The 19,515-nt window shown below is 71.2% G+C and carries 15 protein-coding genes; 4 read left to right on the plus strand and 11 right to left on the minus strand.

The window, feature by feature from the left end:
* Positions 1 to 65: 65 nt before the first annotated feature.
* The 8 genes from IZR01_RS05370 to IZR01_RS05405 form a co-directional block, all read right to left on the minus strand.
* Positions 66 to 1,382, minus strand: coding sequence for an LLM class flavin-dependent oxidoreductase (locus tag IZR01_RS05370; protein WP_194891946.1), 1,317 nt, complete (start codon positions 1,380 to 1,382; stop codon positions 66 to 68).
* Positions 1,383 to 1,498: 116 nt separating this feature from the next.
* Positions 1,499 to 2,278 carry an ABC transporter ATP-binding protein gene (locus tag IZR01_RS05375; RefSeq protein WP_194923098.1) on the minus strand — a complete coding sequence of 260 codons (780 nt, stop codon included), beginning with the start codon at positions 2,276 to 2,278 and terminating at the stop codon, positions 1,499 to 1,501.
* A complete protein-coding gene (locus tag IZR01_RS05380) occupies positions 2,254 to 3,099 on the minus strand; it encodes an ABC transporter permease (RefSeq protein ID WP_194891925.1) in 846 nt (281 codons plus the stop codon). The genes IZR01_RS05375 and IZR01_RS05380 overlap by 25 nt, the downstream gene beginning before the upstream one ends.
* Positions 3,096 to 4,172 (minus strand): ABC transporter substrate-binding protein, encoded by a 1,077-nt coding sequence (locus IZR01_RS05385; RefSeq protein ID WP_228553908.1) that lies wholly within the window; start codon positions 4,170 to 4,172, stop codon positions 3,096 to 3,098. The genes IZR01_RS05380 and IZR01_RS05385 overlap by 4 nt, the downstream gene beginning before the upstream one ends.
* 159 nt (positions 4,173 to 4,331) lie before the next feature.
* A complete protein-coding gene (locus tag IZR01_RS05390) occupies positions 4,332 to 5,381 on the minus strand; it encodes an LLM class flavin-dependent oxidoreductase (RefSeq protein WP_194891923.1) in 1,050 nt (349 codons plus the stop codon).
* 96 nt (positions 5,382 to 5,477) lie between these two features.
* The gene (locus IZR01_RS05395; protein ID WP_194923099.1) at positions 5,478 to 5,975 is read right to left on the minus strand and encodes a flavin reductase family protein; all 498 of its coding nucleotides are present in this window, start codon (positions 5,973 to 5,975) and stop codon (positions 5,478 to 5,480) included.
* Positions 5,972 to 6,916, minus strand: coding sequence for a TauD/TfdA dioxygenase family protein (locus tag IZR01_RS05400; RefSeq protein ID WP_194923100.1), 945 nt, complete (start codon positions 6,914 to 6,916; stop codon positions 5,972 to 5,974). Before IZR01_RS05400 ends, IZR01_RS05395 begins: the two co-directional genes overlap by 4 nt.
* 392 nt (positions 6,917 to 7,308) lie before the next feature.
* On the minus strand, positions 7,309 to 7,869 hold the full coding sequence (locus IZR01_RS05405) for an NADPH-dependent FMN reductase (protein ID WP_194923101.1): 561 nt from the start codon (positions 7,867 to 7,869) through the stop codon (positions 7,309 to 7,311).
* 390 nt (positions 7,870 to 8,259) lie between these two features.
* On the opposite strand from IZR01_RS05405, the gene IZR01_RS05410 reads away from it, so the two are divergent.
* Positions 8,260 to 9,480 carry an ROK family protein gene (locus tag IZR01_RS05410; protein ID WP_194923102.1) on the plus strand — a complete coding sequence of 407 codons (1,221 nt, stop codon included), beginning with the start codon at positions 8,260 to 8,262 and terminating at the stop codon, positions 9,478 to 9,480.
* 52 nt (positions 9,481 to 9,532) lie between these two features.
* Here IZR01_RS05410 and IZR01_RS05415 read toward each other — a convergent pair whose 3' ends face one another.
* The 3 genes from IZR01_RS05415 to IZR01_RS05425 form a co-directional block, all read right to left on the minus strand.
* Entirely contained in the window at positions 9,533 to 10,561 is a 1,029-nt protein-coding gene (locus IZR01_RS05415; protein ID WP_194923103.1) for a GDSL-type esterase/lipase family protein, read from the minus strand.
* Between the two features lie 100 nt (positions 10,562 to 10,661).
* Positions 10,662 to 11,123, minus strand: coding sequence for a helix-turn-helix transcriptional regulator (locus IZR01_RS05420; protein WP_194923104.1), 462 nt, complete (start codon positions 11,121 to 11,123; stop codon positions 10,662 to 10,664).
* Between the two features lie 80 nt (positions 11,124 to 11,203).
* Positions 11,204 to 11,968, minus strand: coding sequence for a PP2C family protein-serine/threonine phosphatase (locus IZR01_RS05425; protein ID WP_323746922.1), 765 nt, complete (start codon positions 11,966 to 11,968; stop codon positions 11,204 to 11,206).
* A 143-nt stretch (positions 11,969 to 12,111) separates the two neighbouring features.
* On the opposite strand from IZR01_RS05425, the gene IZR01_RS05430 reads away from it, so the two are divergent.
* The 3 genes from IZR01_RS05430 to IZR01_RS05440 all read left to right on the plus strand — a co-directional run bounded on the left by IZR01_RS05430 (position 12,112) and on the right by IZR01_RS05440 (position 19,038).
* On the plus strand, positions 12,112 to 12,405 hold the full coding sequence (locus tag IZR01_RS05430; RefSeq protein ID WP_194923105.1) for an STAS domain-containing protein: 294 nt from the start codon (positions 12,112 to 12,114) through the stop codon (positions 12,403 to 12,405).
* Positions 12,406 to 12,544: 139 nt separating this feature from the next.
* The gene (locus IZR01_RS05435; protein WP_194923106.1) at positions 12,545 to 16,633 is read left to right on the plus strand and encodes a hybrid sensor histidine kinase/response regulator; all 4,089 of its coding nucleotides are present in this window, start codon (positions 12,545 to 12,547) and stop codon (positions 16,631 to 16,633) included.
* The gene (locus tag IZR01_RS05440; RefSeq protein WP_194923107.1) at positions 16,630 to 19,038 is read left to right on the plus strand and encodes a SpoIIE family protein phosphatase; all 2,409 of its coding nucleotides are present in this window, start codon (positions 16,630 to 16,632) and stop codon (positions 19,036 to 19,038) included. Before IZR01_RS05435 ends, IZR01_RS05440 begins: the two co-directional genes overlap by 4 nt.
* Positions 19,039 to 19,515 lie beyond the last annotated feature (477 nt).

Below are 19,515 nucleotides of genomic sequence, written 5' to 3' on the forward strand. Positions count from 1 at the left end.
GGAGCTGTTTGGGTCAGAGCTGTTCGGGCCAGTGCTGTCCGGGGCAGAGCTGATCGGGGCTGAGCTCACGAAGCGGCACCCACGCGGTCGACCGCGTCGTGGATCCGGTTGGCCGGGCGGGCCAGACCGTAGCGGTCGCGCAGCGTGCTGCCTTCGTATTCGGTGCGGAACAGACCCCGCTCTTGCAGGATCGGCACAACCTTGTCCACGAATGTCTCCAAACCGGACGGCAGGACGGCCGGCATGATGTTGAAGCCGTCGGCGGCGCCGTTCTCGAAGTAGTGCTGGATGGTGTCGGCGATCTGCACCGGCGTCCCGGTGAAGGTCCGGTGGCCGCGGCCGCCGCCGAGGCGGGCGATCAGCTGTCGCACCGTCAGGTTCTCCCGCCTGGCCAGATCGACGATCAGCGTGTAGCGGCTCTTGGCGTCCTCGATGTCGTCCTCCTCGGGCAGCAGATGCAACGGCAGCGGCTGATCGAGATCGAGTGTGTCAGGGTCGAGTTTGAAGCGGGCGGCGAGGTTCTGCTTCTGGTGCTCGGGGTCGATCAGCCGCTCCAGCTGGTCCTCCAGTTCGCGGGCCTCGGCCTCGGTGTCCCCGATGACCGGCACGATTCCGGGCAGGATCTTGATGCTCTCCGGGTCGCGGCCGTGGGCGGCGGCGCGGGCCTTCAGGTCGGCGTAGAACGCTTGCGAGTCCTCCAGCGTCTGCTGGGCGGTGAAGACCGCCTCGGCCCAGGCCGCCGCGAACTCCTTGCCGTCCTGCGAGGAGCCGGCCTGCACCAGCAGCGGCCAGCCCTGGGGCGGACGCGGCGAGTTCAGCGGGCCGTCGACCCGGAAGAACCGGCCGCGGTGGTTGATCGCGCGGACCTTCTCCTTCAGCGTGTGCACCCCGGCTGCCTTGTCCGCGATCGTCGCGTCGTCGGCCCAGCTGTCCCACAGCTTGGTGACGACGTCGACGAACTCCTCGGCCCGTTCGTAGCGCTCCTTGTGCAGCGGCACGTCGTCCAGCCCGAAGTTGCGGGCGGCGTCGGCGCCGGCGGTGGTGACGATGTTCCAGCCGACCCGGCCGCGGGAGGCGATGTCCACCGAGGCGAACCGCCGGGCCAGGTTGAACGGCTCGTTGTAGGAGGTGGACGCGGTGGCGATCAGGCCGATGTGCTCGGTGGCACCGGCGATGACGGTCAGCAGCACGGTCGGTTCGAGCTTGCCCGGCGGCCGTCGCGTGGGGTCCTGCCCCTGGGCCGGGCTGTCGGCGAAGAAGATCGAGTCCAGTTTGCCGCGTTCGGCGATCCGGGCCACCCGCTTGTAGTACTCGACGTCCCAGATCGCGTACGGATCGGACTCCGGCAGCCGCCACGACGCCTCGTGGTGGCCGGTGTCCATCAGGAACGCGTTGAGATGGAGCTTCCTGCCGCTCTGGGGTGTGTTCCCCTTCCGGGGTGTGTTCCCGTTCTGGGCTGTGTTCGCGTTCTGATTCGTGCTCATGAAGAGGTGTCCTTTCAGGAAACCCGGCGCTGGCCGGGGGCGATGAAGTCGGAGCCGAGGTGTTCGCCGGTGGCGCCCAGGGCGTCGAGCAGCTGGTGCCGCAGCCCGGCGAACCCCGGGTCCGCCTGCGACCGCTGCGCGAGGTCGATCCGCACATCGGTGGCGACCACGCCGCCGTCCAGCAGGATCACCCGGTCGGCGAGCACGATCGCCTCGTCCACGTCGTGGGTCACCAGCAGCACCGCCGGCCGGTGCACCGCGCAGAGCTTGCGCAGCAGCTCGTGCATCTGGAGCCGGGTGAGGGCGTCGAGTGCCCCGAACGGTTCGTCGGCGAGTAGTAGCTGTGGTTCGCGGACCAGCGAGCGGGCCAGCGCGGCGCGCTGCTGCTGGCCGCCGGACAGTTCGGCCGGCCACGCCGACTCGCGGCCGGCCAGGCCGACCTCGGTCAGCGCGCGCAGCCCGCGCTCGGCCGCGTCCTTGCCGTCCAGGCCGAAGGTCACGTTCGCTAACAGCCGCTTCCACGGGAGCAGCCGGGAGTCCTGGAAGACGACCGACACCTGCTCCGGAACCGAGATCCGGCCGTAGCCCTGGACATCCCGGTCCAGTCCGGCCAGCGCGCGCAGCAGCGTGCTCTTGCCGCTGCCGGAGCGTCCGATCAGCGCGACGAACTCACCCGGCGCGATGTCCAGGTCCAGACCGTTCAGGACCCCGCCGGACCGGTTGAAGCTGCGGTGCAGGTTGCGGACTGTGACCCCGGTCGTGGTCGCGGTCAGCCCTCCAACGTCCGTCGCCATGACAGTGCCTTCCTTTCCACCAGACGGACGGCGGCGTCGGCGAGGAAGCCGTACAGGCCGTAGAGAACGAGACCGACGACGATGACCGAGGTCTGGCCGTACTCCTGGGCCAGCGTCATCATGTGCCCGATGCCGGACAGCGAGTTGTACTGCTCGACCACGACCAGGCCGAGCATCGCCGAGGTCACCGCGAAGCGCAGGCCCAGCAGGAAGCCGGGTAGCGCGCCGGGCAGCACGACGTGCCGCAGGAACGTGCCGCGGCCGATGTCCAGGGTCTCGGCGAGCTCGGCGTAGCGGCCGTCGATGCCGCGCAGGCCGTTGTGGGTGTTGATGTAGATCGGGATCATCGAGATCAGCGCGATGGTGATGATCTTCATCTGCTCGCCGATGCCGAACCAGGCCACGAACAGCGGGATCAGCGCCAGGGTCGGGATGGCGCGCTTGATCTGGATCGGCCCGTCGATGACGGCCTCGCCGAGCCGGGACAGCCCCGAGAGCAGGGCCAGCGCGAAGCCGGCGGCCGTGCCCAGCGTCAGCCCGTAGACGACGCGCCGCAGCGAGGCCGTGATGTTGCCGAGCAGATCGTGGTTGCTCCACTGGTCGCCGAACTCCTTGACCACGTCCCACGGCGCGGTGAGCACCTGCGGGGCGATGAAGCCGGTCAGCGAGCCGACCACCCAGATCGCCAGCAGCAGCGCCGGGCCGATCCAGAAGGCGAAGCGGATCCGGGGGCCGGGTCCGAGCTGGCGCCGGAGGACGCGGACGTCGTCCCGCGTCGGTTCCTCGGCCACGACGGTCCGGTCCAGCGCGGTGCTGGTCATGACGCACCTCCGGTGACCACGTCCGAGCCCGCCGCCGCGGCCTCCACCTGGGCGAAGCGCGGGTCGACGACCTCGGAGACGTTGAATTTCGTGTTGCCCTGGTCCTGCGCCAGCAGGTCGGCGGTGGCCTGGAGCCGGGCGTCGGCGTTCGTCCAGTCCGCCGGGATGCCGGTCAGGCCCTTGAGTTGGACGGCGTGCTGGGCGTTGGCGGCGCTCAGGCCTTGGTTCTGTTCGTAGTAGAGCTGCGCGTACTGGGCCGGGTGGGTGTTCTCCCAGAGCAACGCCTTGGTCCGGGCGGTGACGTAGGCCCGGAGCGCGGCGGCCTTGCCCGCGTTCTGGACCGCGGAGGTGAGGCAGTAGAGGTTCGAGGCGTCGTCCCGGATGCCGGTGGGGATCTCGGAGGAGCCCGGGTACTGGTTCAGGTACGTCACGATGGTGCTGGTCCCCAGCGGTGCGACGTCCACCGCGTGGCTGCCCAGCGCCTGGTTGTAGGTGCTCGCCGTGCTCGGCAGGTCCACGAGCGTCACGTCCTTCTTCGTCAGCCCGGCCTTCTGCAACACCCGCAGCACCAGCGCGCCCTGGGCCTGGCCCGCGCTGTAGGCGATCTTCTTGCCTTTGAGGTCTGCCAGGGTCTTGATGTCCTTGCCGGGGGCGATGCCCAGCTCGTAGACCGGATAGGAGAGCGGGTCCACGGTCACCGACTGGAACACGATCTTGGTCGAGGTGCCGGTCCAGTGCGCGAACAGCGACGGGATGTCGGCGACCGCGCTGCAGTCGAGCTGGTCGCCGCGGAACGCCTTGATGCTGTCCGGGCCGCCGCTGATGTTGGCCCACTTGATGGTCACACCCTCGGCGGTGAGCTCCTTGTCCAGGCCGGCGGCCTGGATCGCGATCTGAGCCGCCGGGTCGCCGATGCGCAGGACGGTGCCGGAGGGCACGGTCGTGGGCAGGGCGGCCGTCAGCGACAGCGACGGGTGGCTTGAAGACCCGCAGGCCGTCAGTCCGACGACGGTCGCGATCGCGGTCGTGCCCGCGATGGCTGCGCGACGGAGGGTTGGTACCCGGTCGGTCATGTGTCTCGGCCTTTCAAAGTCATCCATCCAGATAGGTTCGGTCGGGTTTCGGGGACAGGTGTGCCTGGCGGCGAACAGCGAACAGTGGGGGTGGTGAACAGTGGGGGCGAACAGCGAGCGGGATGGCGGATAGCGGCTATCGGAGTGCGAGCAGCGGCCTCAGACCGCGACCGGCTCCCGCAGCCGCCCGATCAGCGCGTCACCGACGCGGGCGGTCTCCTGCTTGTAGGGGGTGTCGGACAAGATGAAGTGGCTGATGCCGAGGTCGGCGTACTTGCGCAGGGCAGCCGCGACCTGGTCGGCCGAACCGACCAGCCAGGTCGTGCCGGCCCCGCCGCCCCCGTACCGGCCGGGCGTCGTGAACAGGCAGTCGTCCAGGACTTCGCCGCGCTCGGCAAGGTCCAGGAGGCGCTGCTGGCCGACCGCGGTCCGGCGGATGTTCCGGTCGGCGTCGCGTTTCGCGAGCTTGGCCACCTTCTCTTCCGCGGCCTGCCAGGCTTCCTCCGGCGTGTCCCGGACCAGCGTGGTGATCCGCAGCCCGAACTCCAACGGCTCCAGGTCGCGGTCCAGGTCGCGACTCAGGGCCCGGAGCCGGTCGATGCGTTCGGCGATGCCCGCCAGCGGCTCGCCCCAGAACAGCTGGACGTCGGCCTCCGTCGCCGAGACCTGTTCGGCCGCCGCCGACGCGCCGCCGAAGTACAGGCGCGGTCCGCCGTCGGGCAGACGCGGGACGACCGTGGAGTCGGCGACCCGGAAGTACTCCCCGGCGAAGGTCACGTTCTCCTCGGTCCACAGCCGCCGGGCGATCCGCATGAACTCCTTGGTCCGGGCGTAGCGCTGCGCCTGGTCGCCTTCGGCGTCGCCGTACGCGGCGAGGTTGTCCTGGCCGCTGACGATGTTGACCAGGAGCCGGCCGCCGGACAGGTGCGACAGCGTCGCCGCCGAGCTCGCGAAATGCGCCGGCCGCCAGTAGCCGGGGCGGACCGCCACGAGCGGCTTGAACGTGGTGGTCCGCGCCGCGACCGCGGTGCCGACGGTGAACGTGTCGGGACGGCCCCAGCCGGTCCCGAACAACGCGCCGGACCAGCCGTGGCGCTCGGCGGTGGTGGCCAGGTCCAGGGTGAAGTCCAGGCTGCCCCAGCCGTCGGCGGTGTCGTCGCCCCGGTGGCCGGGTTCGATGGTGTTGGGGACGTACCAGAGGAATTCCATGTGTCCTTCTTCGGGAATCGCGAGACGAGTCGTCAGGCGGTCAGGCGGTCAGGCGGTCAGGCGGTCTGACAGCCAGGCGGTCTGGCAGTCAGGTGATCAGGCGGCGAGTGTGCGGAAACCGCTGCGGTGGAAGACCAGCGGCTGGCCCTCGGCGGCCGCCGCCCTGGCGTGCACGCGCAGCAGCGCGATGGTGTGGTCGCCGGCCTCGACCTCGCGGTAGACGCTGGTGTTGAAGTGAGCCAGACCGTCCACGACGAATCCGGAGCCCTCAGCGGCGCGCGCCAGCGGGATCCCCTCGAACCGGGAGCCGACCGGCCCGGCCAACTGCCGGGCGAACGCGCGGTGCTGCTCGGCCAGGACCGTGATGCCCAGGTGCGTGGCGCCGCGCAGCTCCGGCCAGGTCTTCGAGCCGTTCGCGATCGACACCGAGACCAGCGGCGGGTCCAGGCTCACCGAGGTGAAGGAACTGGCGGCCAGTCCGACCGGCTCGTCCGCCACGAAGGCGATCAGGGCCACGACCCCGGAGGGGAAGGCGCCGAACACCTCGCGCAGGGCGTCGGCGGACAGGTCCTGATTGGTGGTGAACAGGGTCATGACACGACAGCGCTCTGCGCCAGGAACGGCCGGCCGGCGATCAGCTCGGACTCGCGGCCGTCGACACCCACCGGCCGGTCGCCGATCAGGGTGACGCGGTGCAGCGTGCGCCGGACGTTCAGGTGGTCCAGATCGTGCGGGGCCAGGTGCGCGGTGGCGCGGTTGTCCCAGAACGCGACGTCGCCCGCCCGCCAGCGGAAGCGCACGGTGTATTCGGGCCGGGTCAGGTGCTCGTAGAACAGGTCGAGGACGCGCCGTGACTCCACCGCGCTGAGCCCGACGATGTGGTCGGTGAAGCCGGGGTTGACGAACAGCGCCCGCTCCCCGGTCTCCGGGTGCACCCGCACCACCGGGTGCTCGGCGATCAGCAGGTTGGCGTTGACCCGCTCGGCCCGCTTGGAGTCCTCCTCGGCCGGGATGCGGAAGCGGTGCACCGCCCGCAGCGACTCGGCGAGCCGCTGAAGCGGGGCGCTGAGGCCCTCGTAGGCGGCGACCAGGTTCGTCCACTGGGTGTCGCCGCCGAACTCCGGCACGTCCTCGGCGCGCAGGATGGAGGCGGCCGGCGGGTTGACCGCGGCGGTGACGTCGGTGTGCCAGCCCGCGAAGTACGAGTACTGACGCTTGTGGTACTCCTGCCGGAAGTCCTCGCCGTACTTCTTCGCGTAGCGGTCCGGGTCGATGGTCAGGATCTGCGGGAACTGCTCCGGCGGCGCTTCCTCGTGCGGATGCGCGTGGGTGAGCTCGCCGAACTGCCGCGCGAAGGCGATCTGCGAGCCGTGGTCCAGGCGCTGGGCCCGGAAGAAGACGACCTTGTGCTCCAGCAGTGCGGCGCGGACCGCCGCCACGGTGGTCTCCTGGAGCGGTTCGGCGAGGTCGAGCCCGCCGATCTCGGCACCTATGTGCCCGGCGACGCGGGTGATGGTGAGCTGGTTTTCTGGCATGACGACATGGGCCTTTCAGAAGGCGGGGGAGAAAGCGCGCGGGCACGCCGAAGGGGAATCAGCGGCGCGATTCAAAAGCTCGAATGCAGAACCCTGAAATAGTCGCCGGATTCACCAGACGCGACGTAAGGGTGGGCCCTTGGGGGCGGAGAACTACCGAGAAGCCGAACAGACGGCACTGGCCTGCCGTCGAAGGTCGACGTGCAGACGGGCCACGAGGAGCGCGCCGGAGGTCATGCGTCCACGATCGCAGCGTGATTCGCGGGCGTCAACACGCGTCCATTTCATCTCTACTGAAATAATGCAGGCCGCAGCGCTGAGACGTGCTCTGGTGTCGTTTTCCCCTGATGTGTTCCATCGGCGCGATGCCGGGAGTCTTATCTGGTGAGACATCAACTCGGCCGGGTATTCGCGGCCAGTGCGGCGCGCACCGGGCCGCGCGCGGCGGCGAGCCAGGGCTCGTAGGCGGCCGGGTCGTCGTAGGAGGAGTCGAGCAGGTACAGGGCGCGGGTCGGCAGCAGCGCGCCGAGTTCGGTCAGCACCGGCTTGAGGAAGACCTCGGGCGCCATCGCGTGGCCGGGTCCGGCGCCGAGCATCAGCGGAATGGTGACCACGCCGGCCAGCGAGTCGGCTTTGAACCGGTCGAGGAAGAGCTTGAGCAGGCCGGTGTACGAGGCCTTGTAGGTCGGGCTGGCGACCACCAGCAGGTCCAGCGCGATGACGTCGGACACGGCGCCGGCGGTGGCGGCGTCGGACCAGTCCAGCAGGCCGGCGCCGTACTCGGCCAGGTCGATGGTCAGGTCCGGGGCGCGGCCGGTGAGCAGTTCCGCCAGGCGTACCGCGGCCTGGTACGTGCGTGACGCGGGCTTGGGGTTGCCCACCACGACGCCGGCGCGGAGGTTCGCGGGCAGCGGCGCGGTGGGGCCGGAGTCAGGGGTCTGGGACTCGGACATCAGTGTTCTCCATCAGTGAGTGGTGCGGCGCGCGGCGGCGCTGTGCCGAGCAGGCGGTAGCGGATGGCGGATGCGGGGAGTGCGCACGCTCGCGCTTCAGCGGATCGGTGCGCTGGCGGGACGGCTCCCGCTCCATCGGATCTCCGGCAGGTACGCCTGTTCTCGAAGCTAGGGACGGCGGCTTCGTCATGTCAATCACCGTCCGGCAGCCGACGGTCGGCTGTCCACGCCCGGAGATCCGCCCTCGATCGCGGCCGGCCCGGGAATAACCACGTCCGCGGCCCACGTTCGGGCCAGCATGGTTTCCCACGCAGCCCGGCCGCGTCCGTGAAACCCGTTGTCAGCGATCATCCCGACGCCGTAGCGGGCGCTCCGGCTGCGGATGTGGGTGTGCGCCCGCACCAGCGCCCGCAGGATCGTCCGCCCGCGGCCAACAAGCGTGAGGCGAGCGCCGCCGCGATCCTGCGCGCCGTGCTCGCCCACGGTCCGGTGGCCCGCAGCACGATCGCCCGCCTGACCGGCCTGTCCCCGGCCTCGATGACCGGGTACTGCACCGAGCTGATCGCCCTGGGTCTGCTGCGCGACCTGCCCGAGCAGACGCAGTCGAACGGCGTGGGCCGTCCGCATCTGCCGGTGGACATCGACACCGCCCGCTATGTGGTCGGCGCCGTCCACATCGCGGTTCCGCACACCACCGTCGCAGTGCTCGATCTGCGCGGCCGAGTCCTGGCCGAAAGCCGGATCCCGCACCAGGACGCGTCGGCCGCCGACACCGTCCGGCGCGCTGCCGGTACCCTGCTCGATCTGCTGCGCCGGCACAGCGCGGGCGCCACTGCGCTCGGTGTCGGGGTGGCCTGCGGCGGCTGGGTGGACCAGGAGACCGGCACCGTCGTCGAGCACGCGATGCTCGGCTGGCGCCAGGTGCCGCTGGGCGATCTGCTGCGCGAGCACACCGGCCTGCCGGTCCACGTCGACGGCCACTCCCGGGCCCTGCTGCACGGCGAACGCCTCTTCGGCGCGGCCCGCGGCGCCGGAAGCGTCCTGCATCTGTTCGTCGGCAACGTCGTGGAAGCCGCCTTCGCCCTGGACGACGCGGCCCACTACGGCCCGCGCTCGCAAGCCGGCCTCATCGCGCACCTGCCGCTCGCCGACAGCGCCGAGCACTGCCCCTGCGGCCGTACCGGCTGCTTCCAGGCCTCGGTCTCAGAACGCACGGTCTCCGGCCGCGCCGTCGAGACCGGGGTCCTCACCGCCCACGACTCCGCCCACGACTTCCCAGCCCTGCTCACCGCGGCCCGCACCGGCAACCAGGCGGCGCTGGACCTGCTGGTCGAACGGGCCCGCCTGATCGGCCAGGGCGCCGCGCTGCTGATCGACGTGTTCAACCCCGAACTCGTGGTCGTGGCCGAACAGGCGGTCATGGCCCTGCCACCGGCCCTGGCGGCGCTGCGGGCCGAGATCGCCGCCAGCTCGCGCACCCAGATCGACGCGACGACCGCCGTCGTGCCGTCGAGCTTCGCCCGGGACACCCTGGCCACCGCCGGCGGGTCGGCGATGCTGGATGTGCTCTACCGGAATCCGCTTGCTGTGGCGCGTTCCAGCGGCCGATGAAGGCGCGGCTGGGGCTGTGGCGCAGCCGCGGCCGCGCCTTCACCGGGGCCGGTCAGTGGCCGGCCGTCACCCGCACCGGCTCGCTGCGCGGACCGAGTCGTTCGCCGCGCGCCGAGGCGACATCGAATTCATAGACGTGGTCGGCGGTCAGGCCTTGCACCAGCCAGTGGTCGCCCAGCACCGGGATCGGCCCCAGCTGGCGCGGCTGCCCGAGCGTGACGTCGCGGAGGGCGACCCGGTAAGCGGCGGCGCCTCGCACCCGGCTCCATTCGAGCCTGACGCTGGTGCCGCCCTGAGTCCGCGCCGCGAGGATCGTCGGCCTCCGCAACGGAAGCTCGTGGAGCCGCGAGCGGCACGGTCGCAGCCGATCGTGGCCGACTCCGAACCGCCGCAGGGCGTGGGCGAAGCCGGCGGCCATGGCCGATTCGCCGGTCGGGTTCGGGTGGATGCCGTCGTAGGTATGGGTCTCGGGGTCGAAACCGTCGTGCAGGTTCACCAGGGCGACCGGAGACTGGTCCGTCGCCAGGGCCGAGACGGCGGCGGGGAGTTCGGCGTTGTAGTCCTCGACGGTCTTGCGGAACCAGGCGTTGCCCCAAGTGGTGCCGGTGATGCTGGCCACCAGGACGGCGACGGCGGGTGCGGCCGAGCGGGCTTCGGTCACCACAGCGGTCAGATCCCGCAGCGTCTGCTCGGGCGGCCCCACGGTCGCGAGGTCGTTGAACCCCAGCTGGACCAGCAGGAAATCCGGGCGGTGCGCGGCGACGTGCCGGCGGACCGACGTCTTCGCGGCGTGCGCGGTCCATCCCGGCCGGGCGCAATGCCCGCCCTCGAACCGGCCCTCCCGATACCGGCCGGTCATCGGGTTGACGGTCGCCGGGCCGGTGGGAGCCGGACGGCCCTCCACGAGGGCCAGGAGCACCGGATCCTCGTACATTGAGAAGGTCCCGGTGTGCGGGCCCACGAACTCGGCGGCCGTGCCGGTGCGCCGGAAGTGCTGCGCCAGCTGCCAGCGCCACGTGTAGTCGTCTTGCATGCCGCTGGCCAGGGAATCGCCGAGGATCATGATCCGGGGTGCGCTCATCGTGATCCTTTCCTGTCCGCCCGGAGGGAGCCCTCCGAGTGTCCCGGAGCGGCGGGGATAAACGTGGGTCGTTTCTTGAGGTGGCGTTCGGTGGATCAGGTCAGTCGGTGCCGGGCATCGGCAGGGCCGTGCCGGGCGCGGTCATCGGGAGCGTCCCGGGCATAAGCATGGGCGCAGGTGCTGTCGCAGCCGCTTCAGGCGACGGTTCGGACGGCGGAGGCATGACCGCCTCGGTGAGGAGGGTCTCCTCCGGCAGCGGGATGTCTGCCTGGTCCGTGCCGGTGAGTAGATCCAGGAACGGCCCGACCTGGAGGCCCTCCTGAGCCGCGTGCCGGAACGGGTTGTCCGGGTGCAGCACGTAGTGCGTGCGCCGTCCGGTCTTGACGCGCTCCACATACCCCGCGCGCTCCAGATCGGCGATGATCGCCTGGGTCGTGCGCTCGGTGATGCCGATGATCGCGCTGAGGTCGCGGACCCGGGCCTGGGGGTTGCGGGCGATCTCGACCAGGACGTGCCCATGGGAGGTGAGCAGCGTCCACTTGCGACGCTCGTCTGCCTCCATCCCAACACCATATCCCGACGGATATGGAATGTTGTTGACTTCTGGTGGGCGACGGCGGCCGGTCGGCCGGTGCGGCGCCCCTATTCGGCGGGCCTGCCATACCAGTCCATACACACCACGACCGCGTCGTCGTCGGCGTCGGCCGACCGGTGGCCGGACACCTCGCGCAGGATCGCGGTGGGCACGTCCTCGGCCGGAAGCAGGCAGCTGATGCCGCGCTGCAACGCGGCGGTCCCGTAGACCTCCCCGCCGGGCGAGCGCGCGGCGTGCGCGCCGTCGCTGACGATGACCAGGCGGTCGCCGGGCAGCACCTGGAAGGTCTGGGGCGTGTAGGCGGTCTCCTGGAACATGCCCAGCGGCAGTTGGGGCTCGACGGTGATCCGTTCCACGGCCCGCCCGCGGCGCCGCCAGATCTGCGGTGAACCGGCGTCCACGACGCTCACCAGGCCGGAGTCGTAGGCGAAACACATCAGCAGGGCGCTGATGTACAGCTCGCCCCGGTGCTGCGCGTACACCGCCTGGTCGGCCAGCACCGCCTGGTCGGCCAGATCGATGCCGGCCCGCCGGGCGTTGCGCAGAGCGTTCACCGCCAGCGAGGTCAGCAGTGCGGCGGTGGTGCCCTCGCCCATCCCGTTGACCACGGTCAGGGTCAGGTCGGTGGCGGTGGCGGCCCAGTCGTAGCCGTCACCGCCGATGGCGTAGGCCGGCTCCAGTTGGGCGCCCAGGGCGTATTCGCGGCGCCGGCTGGCGCGGCCGGGCAGCAGCTGCCACTGGGTCTCGGCGGCCAGCGTGAGCCGGGAGGCCCGGCGGGCCCGCTGGTACCGGTCGGTGTCGCGCTCGGCCACCACGATCTCGTGCCCGAGCAGCCGGGCGACCGCCTGCAGGACCTCGACCTCGGCGCTCTCGGCGGCGCCGGAGGGCAGCCGGGCGGTGAGCGTCCCGTGCCGGTCGCCGCTTCGGTCACACGGTCACCGAGCACGGCGACCACGTGCGCCTGGTGGTGGTCGGGGACGTGGACTTCGCGGCCCATCCGGTGCTGGCCGCGCGGATCAGGACCCTGATCGAGGACCGGCGGGCCGTGGTCGTGGACTGCGCCGGGGTGACCTTCCTGGACTCGATGGGCCTGCGGGCCCTGGTCGAGGGCCTGCGTGCGGCGGACGACCGGGGCCTGGGCTTCGCGCTGGCCGCGCCCTCGCAGCCGGTGCTGCCGGTGATGGAGCTGTCGGGAACCACGGAGCTGTTCCCGATTCGGGACCCCGAGCCGGGGGAGACAGGATCCTGAGATCTCAACCCGCCCGGCCGCCGCCACCCGTGGGGTGCCGCTCGGCCCGGTACGGGAGCAAGATGGCTGACGTCGGCGCCCCACGGCTGGCTCGGCGAAACGGCGGGCGTACCCGCTCGGGAAGAAAGCAGGGCGGCTGATGAACGACCGGGCTGAGCAGGCGACCGCGATCGTGCGGGCGAGTGCGCCGGGCGGGGCGCAGGATTCGGAGGCACCGGGGCTCAGCCAGCTCCTGGCCGGGCTGACGGCGGTACGCGACGGCGACTTCGGCACCCGGCTGCCCGAGGACGGCGACGGGCTGCTGGTCGAGATCGCGACCGTGTTCAACGGGATGGTCGACCAGCTCTCGCTGTTCACCTCCGAGGTGACCCGGGTGGCGCGCGAGGTCGGCACCGACGGCCGCCTGGGCGGGCAGGCCGAGGTCCCGGGGGTGTCCGGGACCTGGAAGGACCTGACCGAGTCGGTCAACGCCATGGCCGGCAACCTGACCGCGCAGGTGCGCTCGATCGCGCGGGTGGCCACGGCGGTGGCCGAGGGCGACCTGACCCGCACCATCGACGTGGACGCGCGCGGGGAGATCCTGGAGCTGAAGGACACCCTGAACACGATGGTCGACCAGCTCTCCTCGTTCGCCGACGAGGTCACCCGGGTGGCCCGGGAGGTCGGCACCGACGGCCGGCTGGGCGGGCAGGCCGACGTCAAGGGCGTGTCCGGGACCTGGAAGGACCTCACCGAGTCGGTGAACGTCATGGCCGACAACCTCACCGCCCAGGTGCGCTCGATCGCCGAGGTGACCACCGCGGTGGCCAAGGGCGACCTGTCGCAGAAGATCCGGGTCGACGCGCGCGGGGAGATCATGGAGCTGAAGGAGACCATCAACACGATGGTCGACCAGCTCTCGGCGTTCGCCGACGAGGTGACGCGGGTGGCCCGCGAGGTCGGTACCGAGGGCAACCTCGGCGGCCAGGCGACGGTGCGCGGGGTGTCCGGGACCTGGAAGGACCTGACCGACAACGTCAACGTCATGGCCTCCAACCTGACCGGCCAGGTGCGCTCGATCGCCCAGGTCGCCTCGGCGGTGGCCAAGGGCGACCTGTCGCAGAAGATCACCGTGGAGGCCAAGGGCGAGGTCGCGGCGCTGGCCGAGGTGATCAACACCATGGTCGACACGCTCTCGGCGTTCGCCGACGAGGTGACCCGGGTGGCCCGCGAGGTCGGCACCGAGGGCACCCTGGGCGGCCAGGCCCGGGTCCCGAACGTCGCCGGGACCTGGAAGGACCTGACCGACAACGTCAACTTCATGGCGAACAACCTGACCAACCAGGTGCGCAACATCGCCCAGGTGACCACGGCCGTGGCCCAGGGCGACCTGACCCGCAAGATCGACGTGGACGCCCGCGGGGAGATCCTGGAGCTGAAGACCACCATCAACACCATGGTCGACCAGCTGTCCTCATTCGCCGCCGAGGTGACCCGGGTGGCCCGGGAGGTCGGCAGCGAGGGCCGCCTGGGCGGGCAGGCCGAGGTCGAGGGGGTGTCCGGGACCTGGAAGCGGCTCACCGAGAACGTCAACGAACTGGCCGGGAACCTGACCCGGCAGGTGCGCGCCATCGCCGGGGTCACCAGCGCGGTCGCCGAGGGCGACCTGACCCGGTCGATCACCGTCGACGCCTCCGGCGAGGTCTCCGAGCTCAAGGACAACATCAACTCCATGGTGGAGTCGCTGCGCGAGACCACCCGGGCCAACCACGACCAGGACTGGCTGAAGTCCAACCTGGCCCGGATCTCCGGCCTGATGCAGGGCCGGCGGGACCTGGCGGTGGTGGCCGAGCTGGTGATGGACGAGCTCACCCCGCTGGTCGGCGCCCAGTACGGGGCGTTCTTCCTGGCCGAGGAGGCCGACGGCGGCGGCGGGACCGAGCTGCGCCTGATCAGCTCCTACGGCGACCCGGGCGATGGCCGGCCGACCCGCTTCCGGCTCGGCCAGTCGCTGGTCGGCCAGGCGGCCCGCAGCAAGCGCGTCATCGCGATCGACGACGTCCCGGCCGACTACGTGGAGCTGGGCTCGGGTCTGGGCCGGACCGCCGCGGCCAGCCTGGTGGTGCTGCCGATCGTGGTCGAGGGCCAGGTGCTGGGGGTCATCGAGCTGGCCTCGATGCACCGGTTCACCCCGGTGCACCGCGCCTTCCTGGAACAGCTGATGGAGACCGTCGGCGTCAACGTCAACACCATCGTCGCCAACGCCCGCACCGAGGAACTGCTCGGCGAGTCCCAGCGGCTGGCCGCCGAGCTCCAGGCCCGCACCGGGGAGTTGCAGGTGCGCCAGGAGCAGTTGCAGACCTCGAACGCCGAGCTGGAGGAGAAGGCGGCGCTGCTGGCCACCCAGAACCGGGACATCGAGGCCAAGAATCTACAGATCGAGCAGGCCCGGCAGGAACTGGAGACCAGGGCCCAGCAGCTGGCGCTGACGTCCAAGTACAAGTCGGAGTTCCTGGCCAACATGAGCCACGAGCTGCGCACCCCGCTGAACAGCCTGCTGATCCTGGCCCAGCTGCTGGCCCAGAACTCGAACCGGAACCTGACGCCCAAGCAGGTCGAGTACGCCGGGGTGATCCACTCCGCCGGCTCGGACCTGCTCCAGCTGATCGACGACATCCTGGACCTGTCCAAGGTCGAGGCCGGCAAGATGGACGTCGATCCCGAGCCGGTCCTGCTGCCGCGGCTGCTGGACTACGTCGAGGCCACGTTCCATCCGCTGACCACGCAGAAGGGCCTGCGGTTCGGGGTCAGCACCGGGACCGGCGTGCCCGGGCAGCTGCTCACCGACGACTCCCGGCTGCGCCAGGTGCTGCGCAACCTGCTGTCCAACGCCGTGAAGTTCACCGAGACCGGCGGCGTCGAGCTGAGCATCGAGCCGGTCGCGCCCCAGGAGCTGCCGGTCGAGGTCCGCGACCACGGCCCGGCCGTGGCGTTCCGGGTCCAGGACACCGGTATCGGCATTCCCGAACAGCAGCTGGAGACCATCTTCGGGGCCTTCCAACAGGCCGACGGCACCACCAGCCGCAAGTACGGCGGAACCGGCCTGGGCCTGTCGATCAGCAGGGAGATCGCCCAGCTGCTCGGCGGCGCCATCACCGCGCACAGCGTGCTCGGCGAGGGCAGTACCTTCACTCTCTATCTGCCGATCGCGCATCCGGACTGGGCTGATCAGGCCTTTGCCGACGGAGGTCAGGACGGTATCGCCGCCGGCCGGGCTTCCGTTCTCCCCGACGGCTCCAGCAACCCCGCCGGCCGCCCCACCCCTGACTCCGGCGTCGCGGTGGTCGCGCCCCGGCGGTCCGGGACCGGGAGCACGGTCGCCGCCGTCCCGCCCCGGCGCCTGCTGGTGGTGGAGGACCGGTCGCGCGGGCTGCTCTCGCTGGTCGCCGAGAGCGCGGCCGAGGACCTGTCGGCCGCCCGGGAGCGACCGGGTCCGCAGGCCGGGATCCAGATCCGGACCGCGGTCGGCGCGCAGGAGGCGGCGGCGATGCTGGCGGCCGAACCCCACCACTGCGTCGTGCTGGAACTGGACATGGCCCAGGACGGGGCGGCGCTGTTCCTCCAGGCCCGCGCCGCGGACCCGGCGCTGCACTCGATCTCGGTCCTGGCCCATCACAACCGCACGCTCAGCGCCGAGCAGGACCGGCTGCTGCGCGCGCACGCCGACCGCTATCCGCTGGAGCTGTTGCCGAGCCTGGACGAACTGCGCGAGCGCATAGTCCTGCACCTGGGCGCCGAACGGCCCGACGACGTCGTCCCGCTGGCCCGGCCCGGCCGGGAGCGGCCGGCCGAGGCGCCGGACAGCGGCGGGCGGCTGGCCGGGCGCAGCGTGCTGGTCATCGACGACGACGCCCGCAACCTGTTCGCGCTGACCGGGATGCTGGAGATGCACGGCATGCGGGTGGTCGACGCCGAGGACGGGGTCAAGGGCATCCAGGCGCTGCGCGGCGACCCGGGCATCGAGCTGATCCTGATGGACGTGATGATGCCGGAGATGGACGGTTACGAGGCCACGGCGCGGATCCGCACCATGCCCGAGTACGCGGATCTGCCGATCATCGCGGTGACGGCGAAGGCCATGCACGGCGACCGGGAGAAGAGCCTGGCGGCCGGGGCCAACGACTACGTCACCAAACCGGTGGACGCCGCGCTGCTCATCGCCAGCATCCAGCGGGTTCTGGGCCTGTGACCGGCAACGCCGGACCGGTACCGGAGCCGGCCGGGCAAGAAGCGGGCACCGGGCAAGAAGCAGGCACCCAGTTCGCCGCCTCGTCCGGTGCCGGCATCGGCCGCCTCGCCGCGACCGTCGGCCGGCTGCAAGACCTGCTGGAAGACGCCGAATCCAGTGCCGATGTCCGGGTCCTGATCGCGCTGGCCCGGGGCATCCTGATGGAGCGCCTGCACATCGCGCCCGCGGACGCGGCGCGCCAGCTGGAGGAACTGGCCCAGCGCAGCGGCCGGCCGGTGCTCGAACTGGCCGCCGACATCGTCAACGAGATCGCCGGCGACCCGGTCGGCCGGCCCGGTGATCCCGGCCGCCGGGACCGGGACCCGGCCGCCTCCGGCGCGCTGTCGCTGAACGTGCGGTTGCGGGCGGCCGAGGCCGGCGTGCTCACCGCCTCCGATGTGCACGCCGCCGCCGGATCCCTGCACCGCCAGGCCCTGGCGCCGCTGGGCGCGACCGCGGTCGCCATCTGGGCGCTGGCCGCCGACGGCTCGCTGCTGCTCGCCGGCCACTCCGGGTTCCCCGCCGCCGAGGCGCGCAGCTGGCACCACACCCCGCCCGGGGTCCAGACCGCGGCGCGGCAGGCGATCCGCACCCGGACCACGCTGTGGAGCACCGGTCCGGCCACCCTGCGCGCGCCGAGCATCGGGGAGCGGACACTCGGCGAGCAGGCCACGCGCGTGGCGATCCCCGCGCAGCTCGGCGGGCGGCTGCTCGGCGTCCTGGAGATCTGCTGGCCCGGGCCGGTCGGCGAGCTGCCCCAGCCGGTGCACCGCCAACTCCAGGCCCTGGCCGAGTTGTGCGCGCACACCCTGGACGTGGTCCCGGCCGCGGGCCCCGACGGGGTCGGCGGCGCCGTCGATCCCGGCCTGGTGGACCTGCTCGACTCCCTGCTGGAACCGGCGCTGATCCTGCAACCGCGCCTGGACGAGGCCGGCGGGCTGGCCGAGTTCCTCATCGCCCACGTCAACGAACGGTTCGTCGACCCCTCCGGCCGTCCGGCCGCGGCGATCCTGGGGCTGCCGTTCCTGCGGGCCTACCCGATGGCGGCCGAGGACGGCGGGCTGTACGAACGGATCGAGCGCGTGCACGCCACCGGCGAGCCGTTCCACCACGACCACACCGTGCTCAGGTCCCTGATCGCGGGAATCCCGGTGACCACCGCGCTCACGGTCGGGATCAGCCGGCTCAGCGGCGCCCTGGTGCTCACCTGGCACCCGGAGGACGAGGAAGCCCGGCTGGCCCGGCTGCTTCAGCACGCGCAGCGTCTGGGCCGGATCGGCGGCTTCGAGGAGAACCTGCTCACCGGGGAGGTGACGTGGAGCGCCGAACTGCTGGAGCTGTTCGCCCTGCCGACCACCGCCCGGCCGGTGCCGATCCGCGAACTCGCCTCGCACGCGCACCCCGACGACGTCGCGGCGATCTCCCGTTTCGTGCGCACCGTGCTGCACCACCGGGCGCCGGCCTCCGCGGCCTTCCGCCTGCTGCGCAGCGACGGGGTCCAGCGCTACATCCGCATCGTCGCCGAACCGGTGCTGGAGGACGGCATCATGACCGCCGTGCGCGGCGCCTGCCAGGACGTCTCCGCCCAGCACTGGACGGAGATCGCGCTGGCCGCCACCCGCGACCGGCTGGAGCACACCGAGCGCGAGGTCGAGGAGGGCAACCGCCTGACGCTGCGGCTCCAGCGGGCGATCATGCCCGTGGAGCCGATCCTGATCGATGCCTCGGGGCTGCGGATAGCGACCCGGTACCGGCCGGCGGAGAAGGGCCACCTGGTCGGCGGCGACTGGTACGACGCCCTGGTCCTGCCCGACGGACGGGTCCTGCTCGTCGTCGGCGACGTCGCCGGGCACGGGATCGACGCGGCCACCGAGATGGTCGCGCTGCGCAACGCGCTGCGCGGGCTGGCCGCGACCGGCGCGACCGCCGCCCAGATGCTCAACTGGCTCGGCACGGTCGCCCACCACCTGTCCGGCAACGTGGTCACCGCCACCGTCATCTGCGGTATCTACGACCCCGAAGACCGCACCCTGCGCTGGTCCCGTGCCGGGCACCCGCCGCCGCTCCTGGTCCGCGACGGCGTCACCACGATCCCGCCGATGCCGGAGGGGATACTGCTGGGGACGCTGGGCGATGCCCGCTATGAGGAGCAGACACTCCAGCTGCGGCCCGGTGACGTACTCCTGATGTACACCGACGGCCTGATCGAACGCCGCGACCGGGACATCGAGGAATCGGTGCGGGACCTGATCAACCTGGTCCGGCCGGGAACCGGCTCGCTGGAGGAGCAGCTGGAGTATTTGCTGTTGCACAGCAGTGCCGACACCGACGACGACACTTGCCTGATCGGGGTCGAGGTGCGGTGAACGAGTGTAGCGCCGCGTTGATTTTTCGGGGGTTGGGTGGGGGGTCTCCGGCTTTACGGGATTTGGGTGTGGAGGCCGGCGGTCGCGTGCGGGGCTTTGGTTACCGGCTGGATGTGAGTCGAGTGTGGAAAGTGGTGGTCGCGTACGGGGTCTAAAAGCGTTGTGAGAAAACGGCCAGATTTTGGCCGCTGACTTGCGCCGTTGGGCGGCGATGAGCAGGTCCGGCGGCCAAAATCTGGCCGTTTTCTCACAACATGTGCACTTGCGGTAGTCATGGTCCTGCACCACAGGAAGTCTGCGGCCGGGTACATCCTCGCCTGAGCCGGTCCCCGCCTGGCGTTGTTGGGCTGCGAACCTCGTCCTGGGGGGCGAGCGGCAGTCGGCGACGTGGCCGGATTTGACGCCCGGGCTGCCCGTTTCCGGAGGCGGACCACACATGTTGTGAAAAAACGGCCAGTTTTGGGCCGCCCTGCCGGG

It is taken from the genome of Catenulispora pinisilvae, assembly GCF_015356865.1.
Taxonomy (GTDB): domain Bacteria; phylum Actinomycetota; class Actinomycetes; order Streptomycetales; family Catenulisporaceae; genus Catenulispora; species Catenulispora pinisilvae.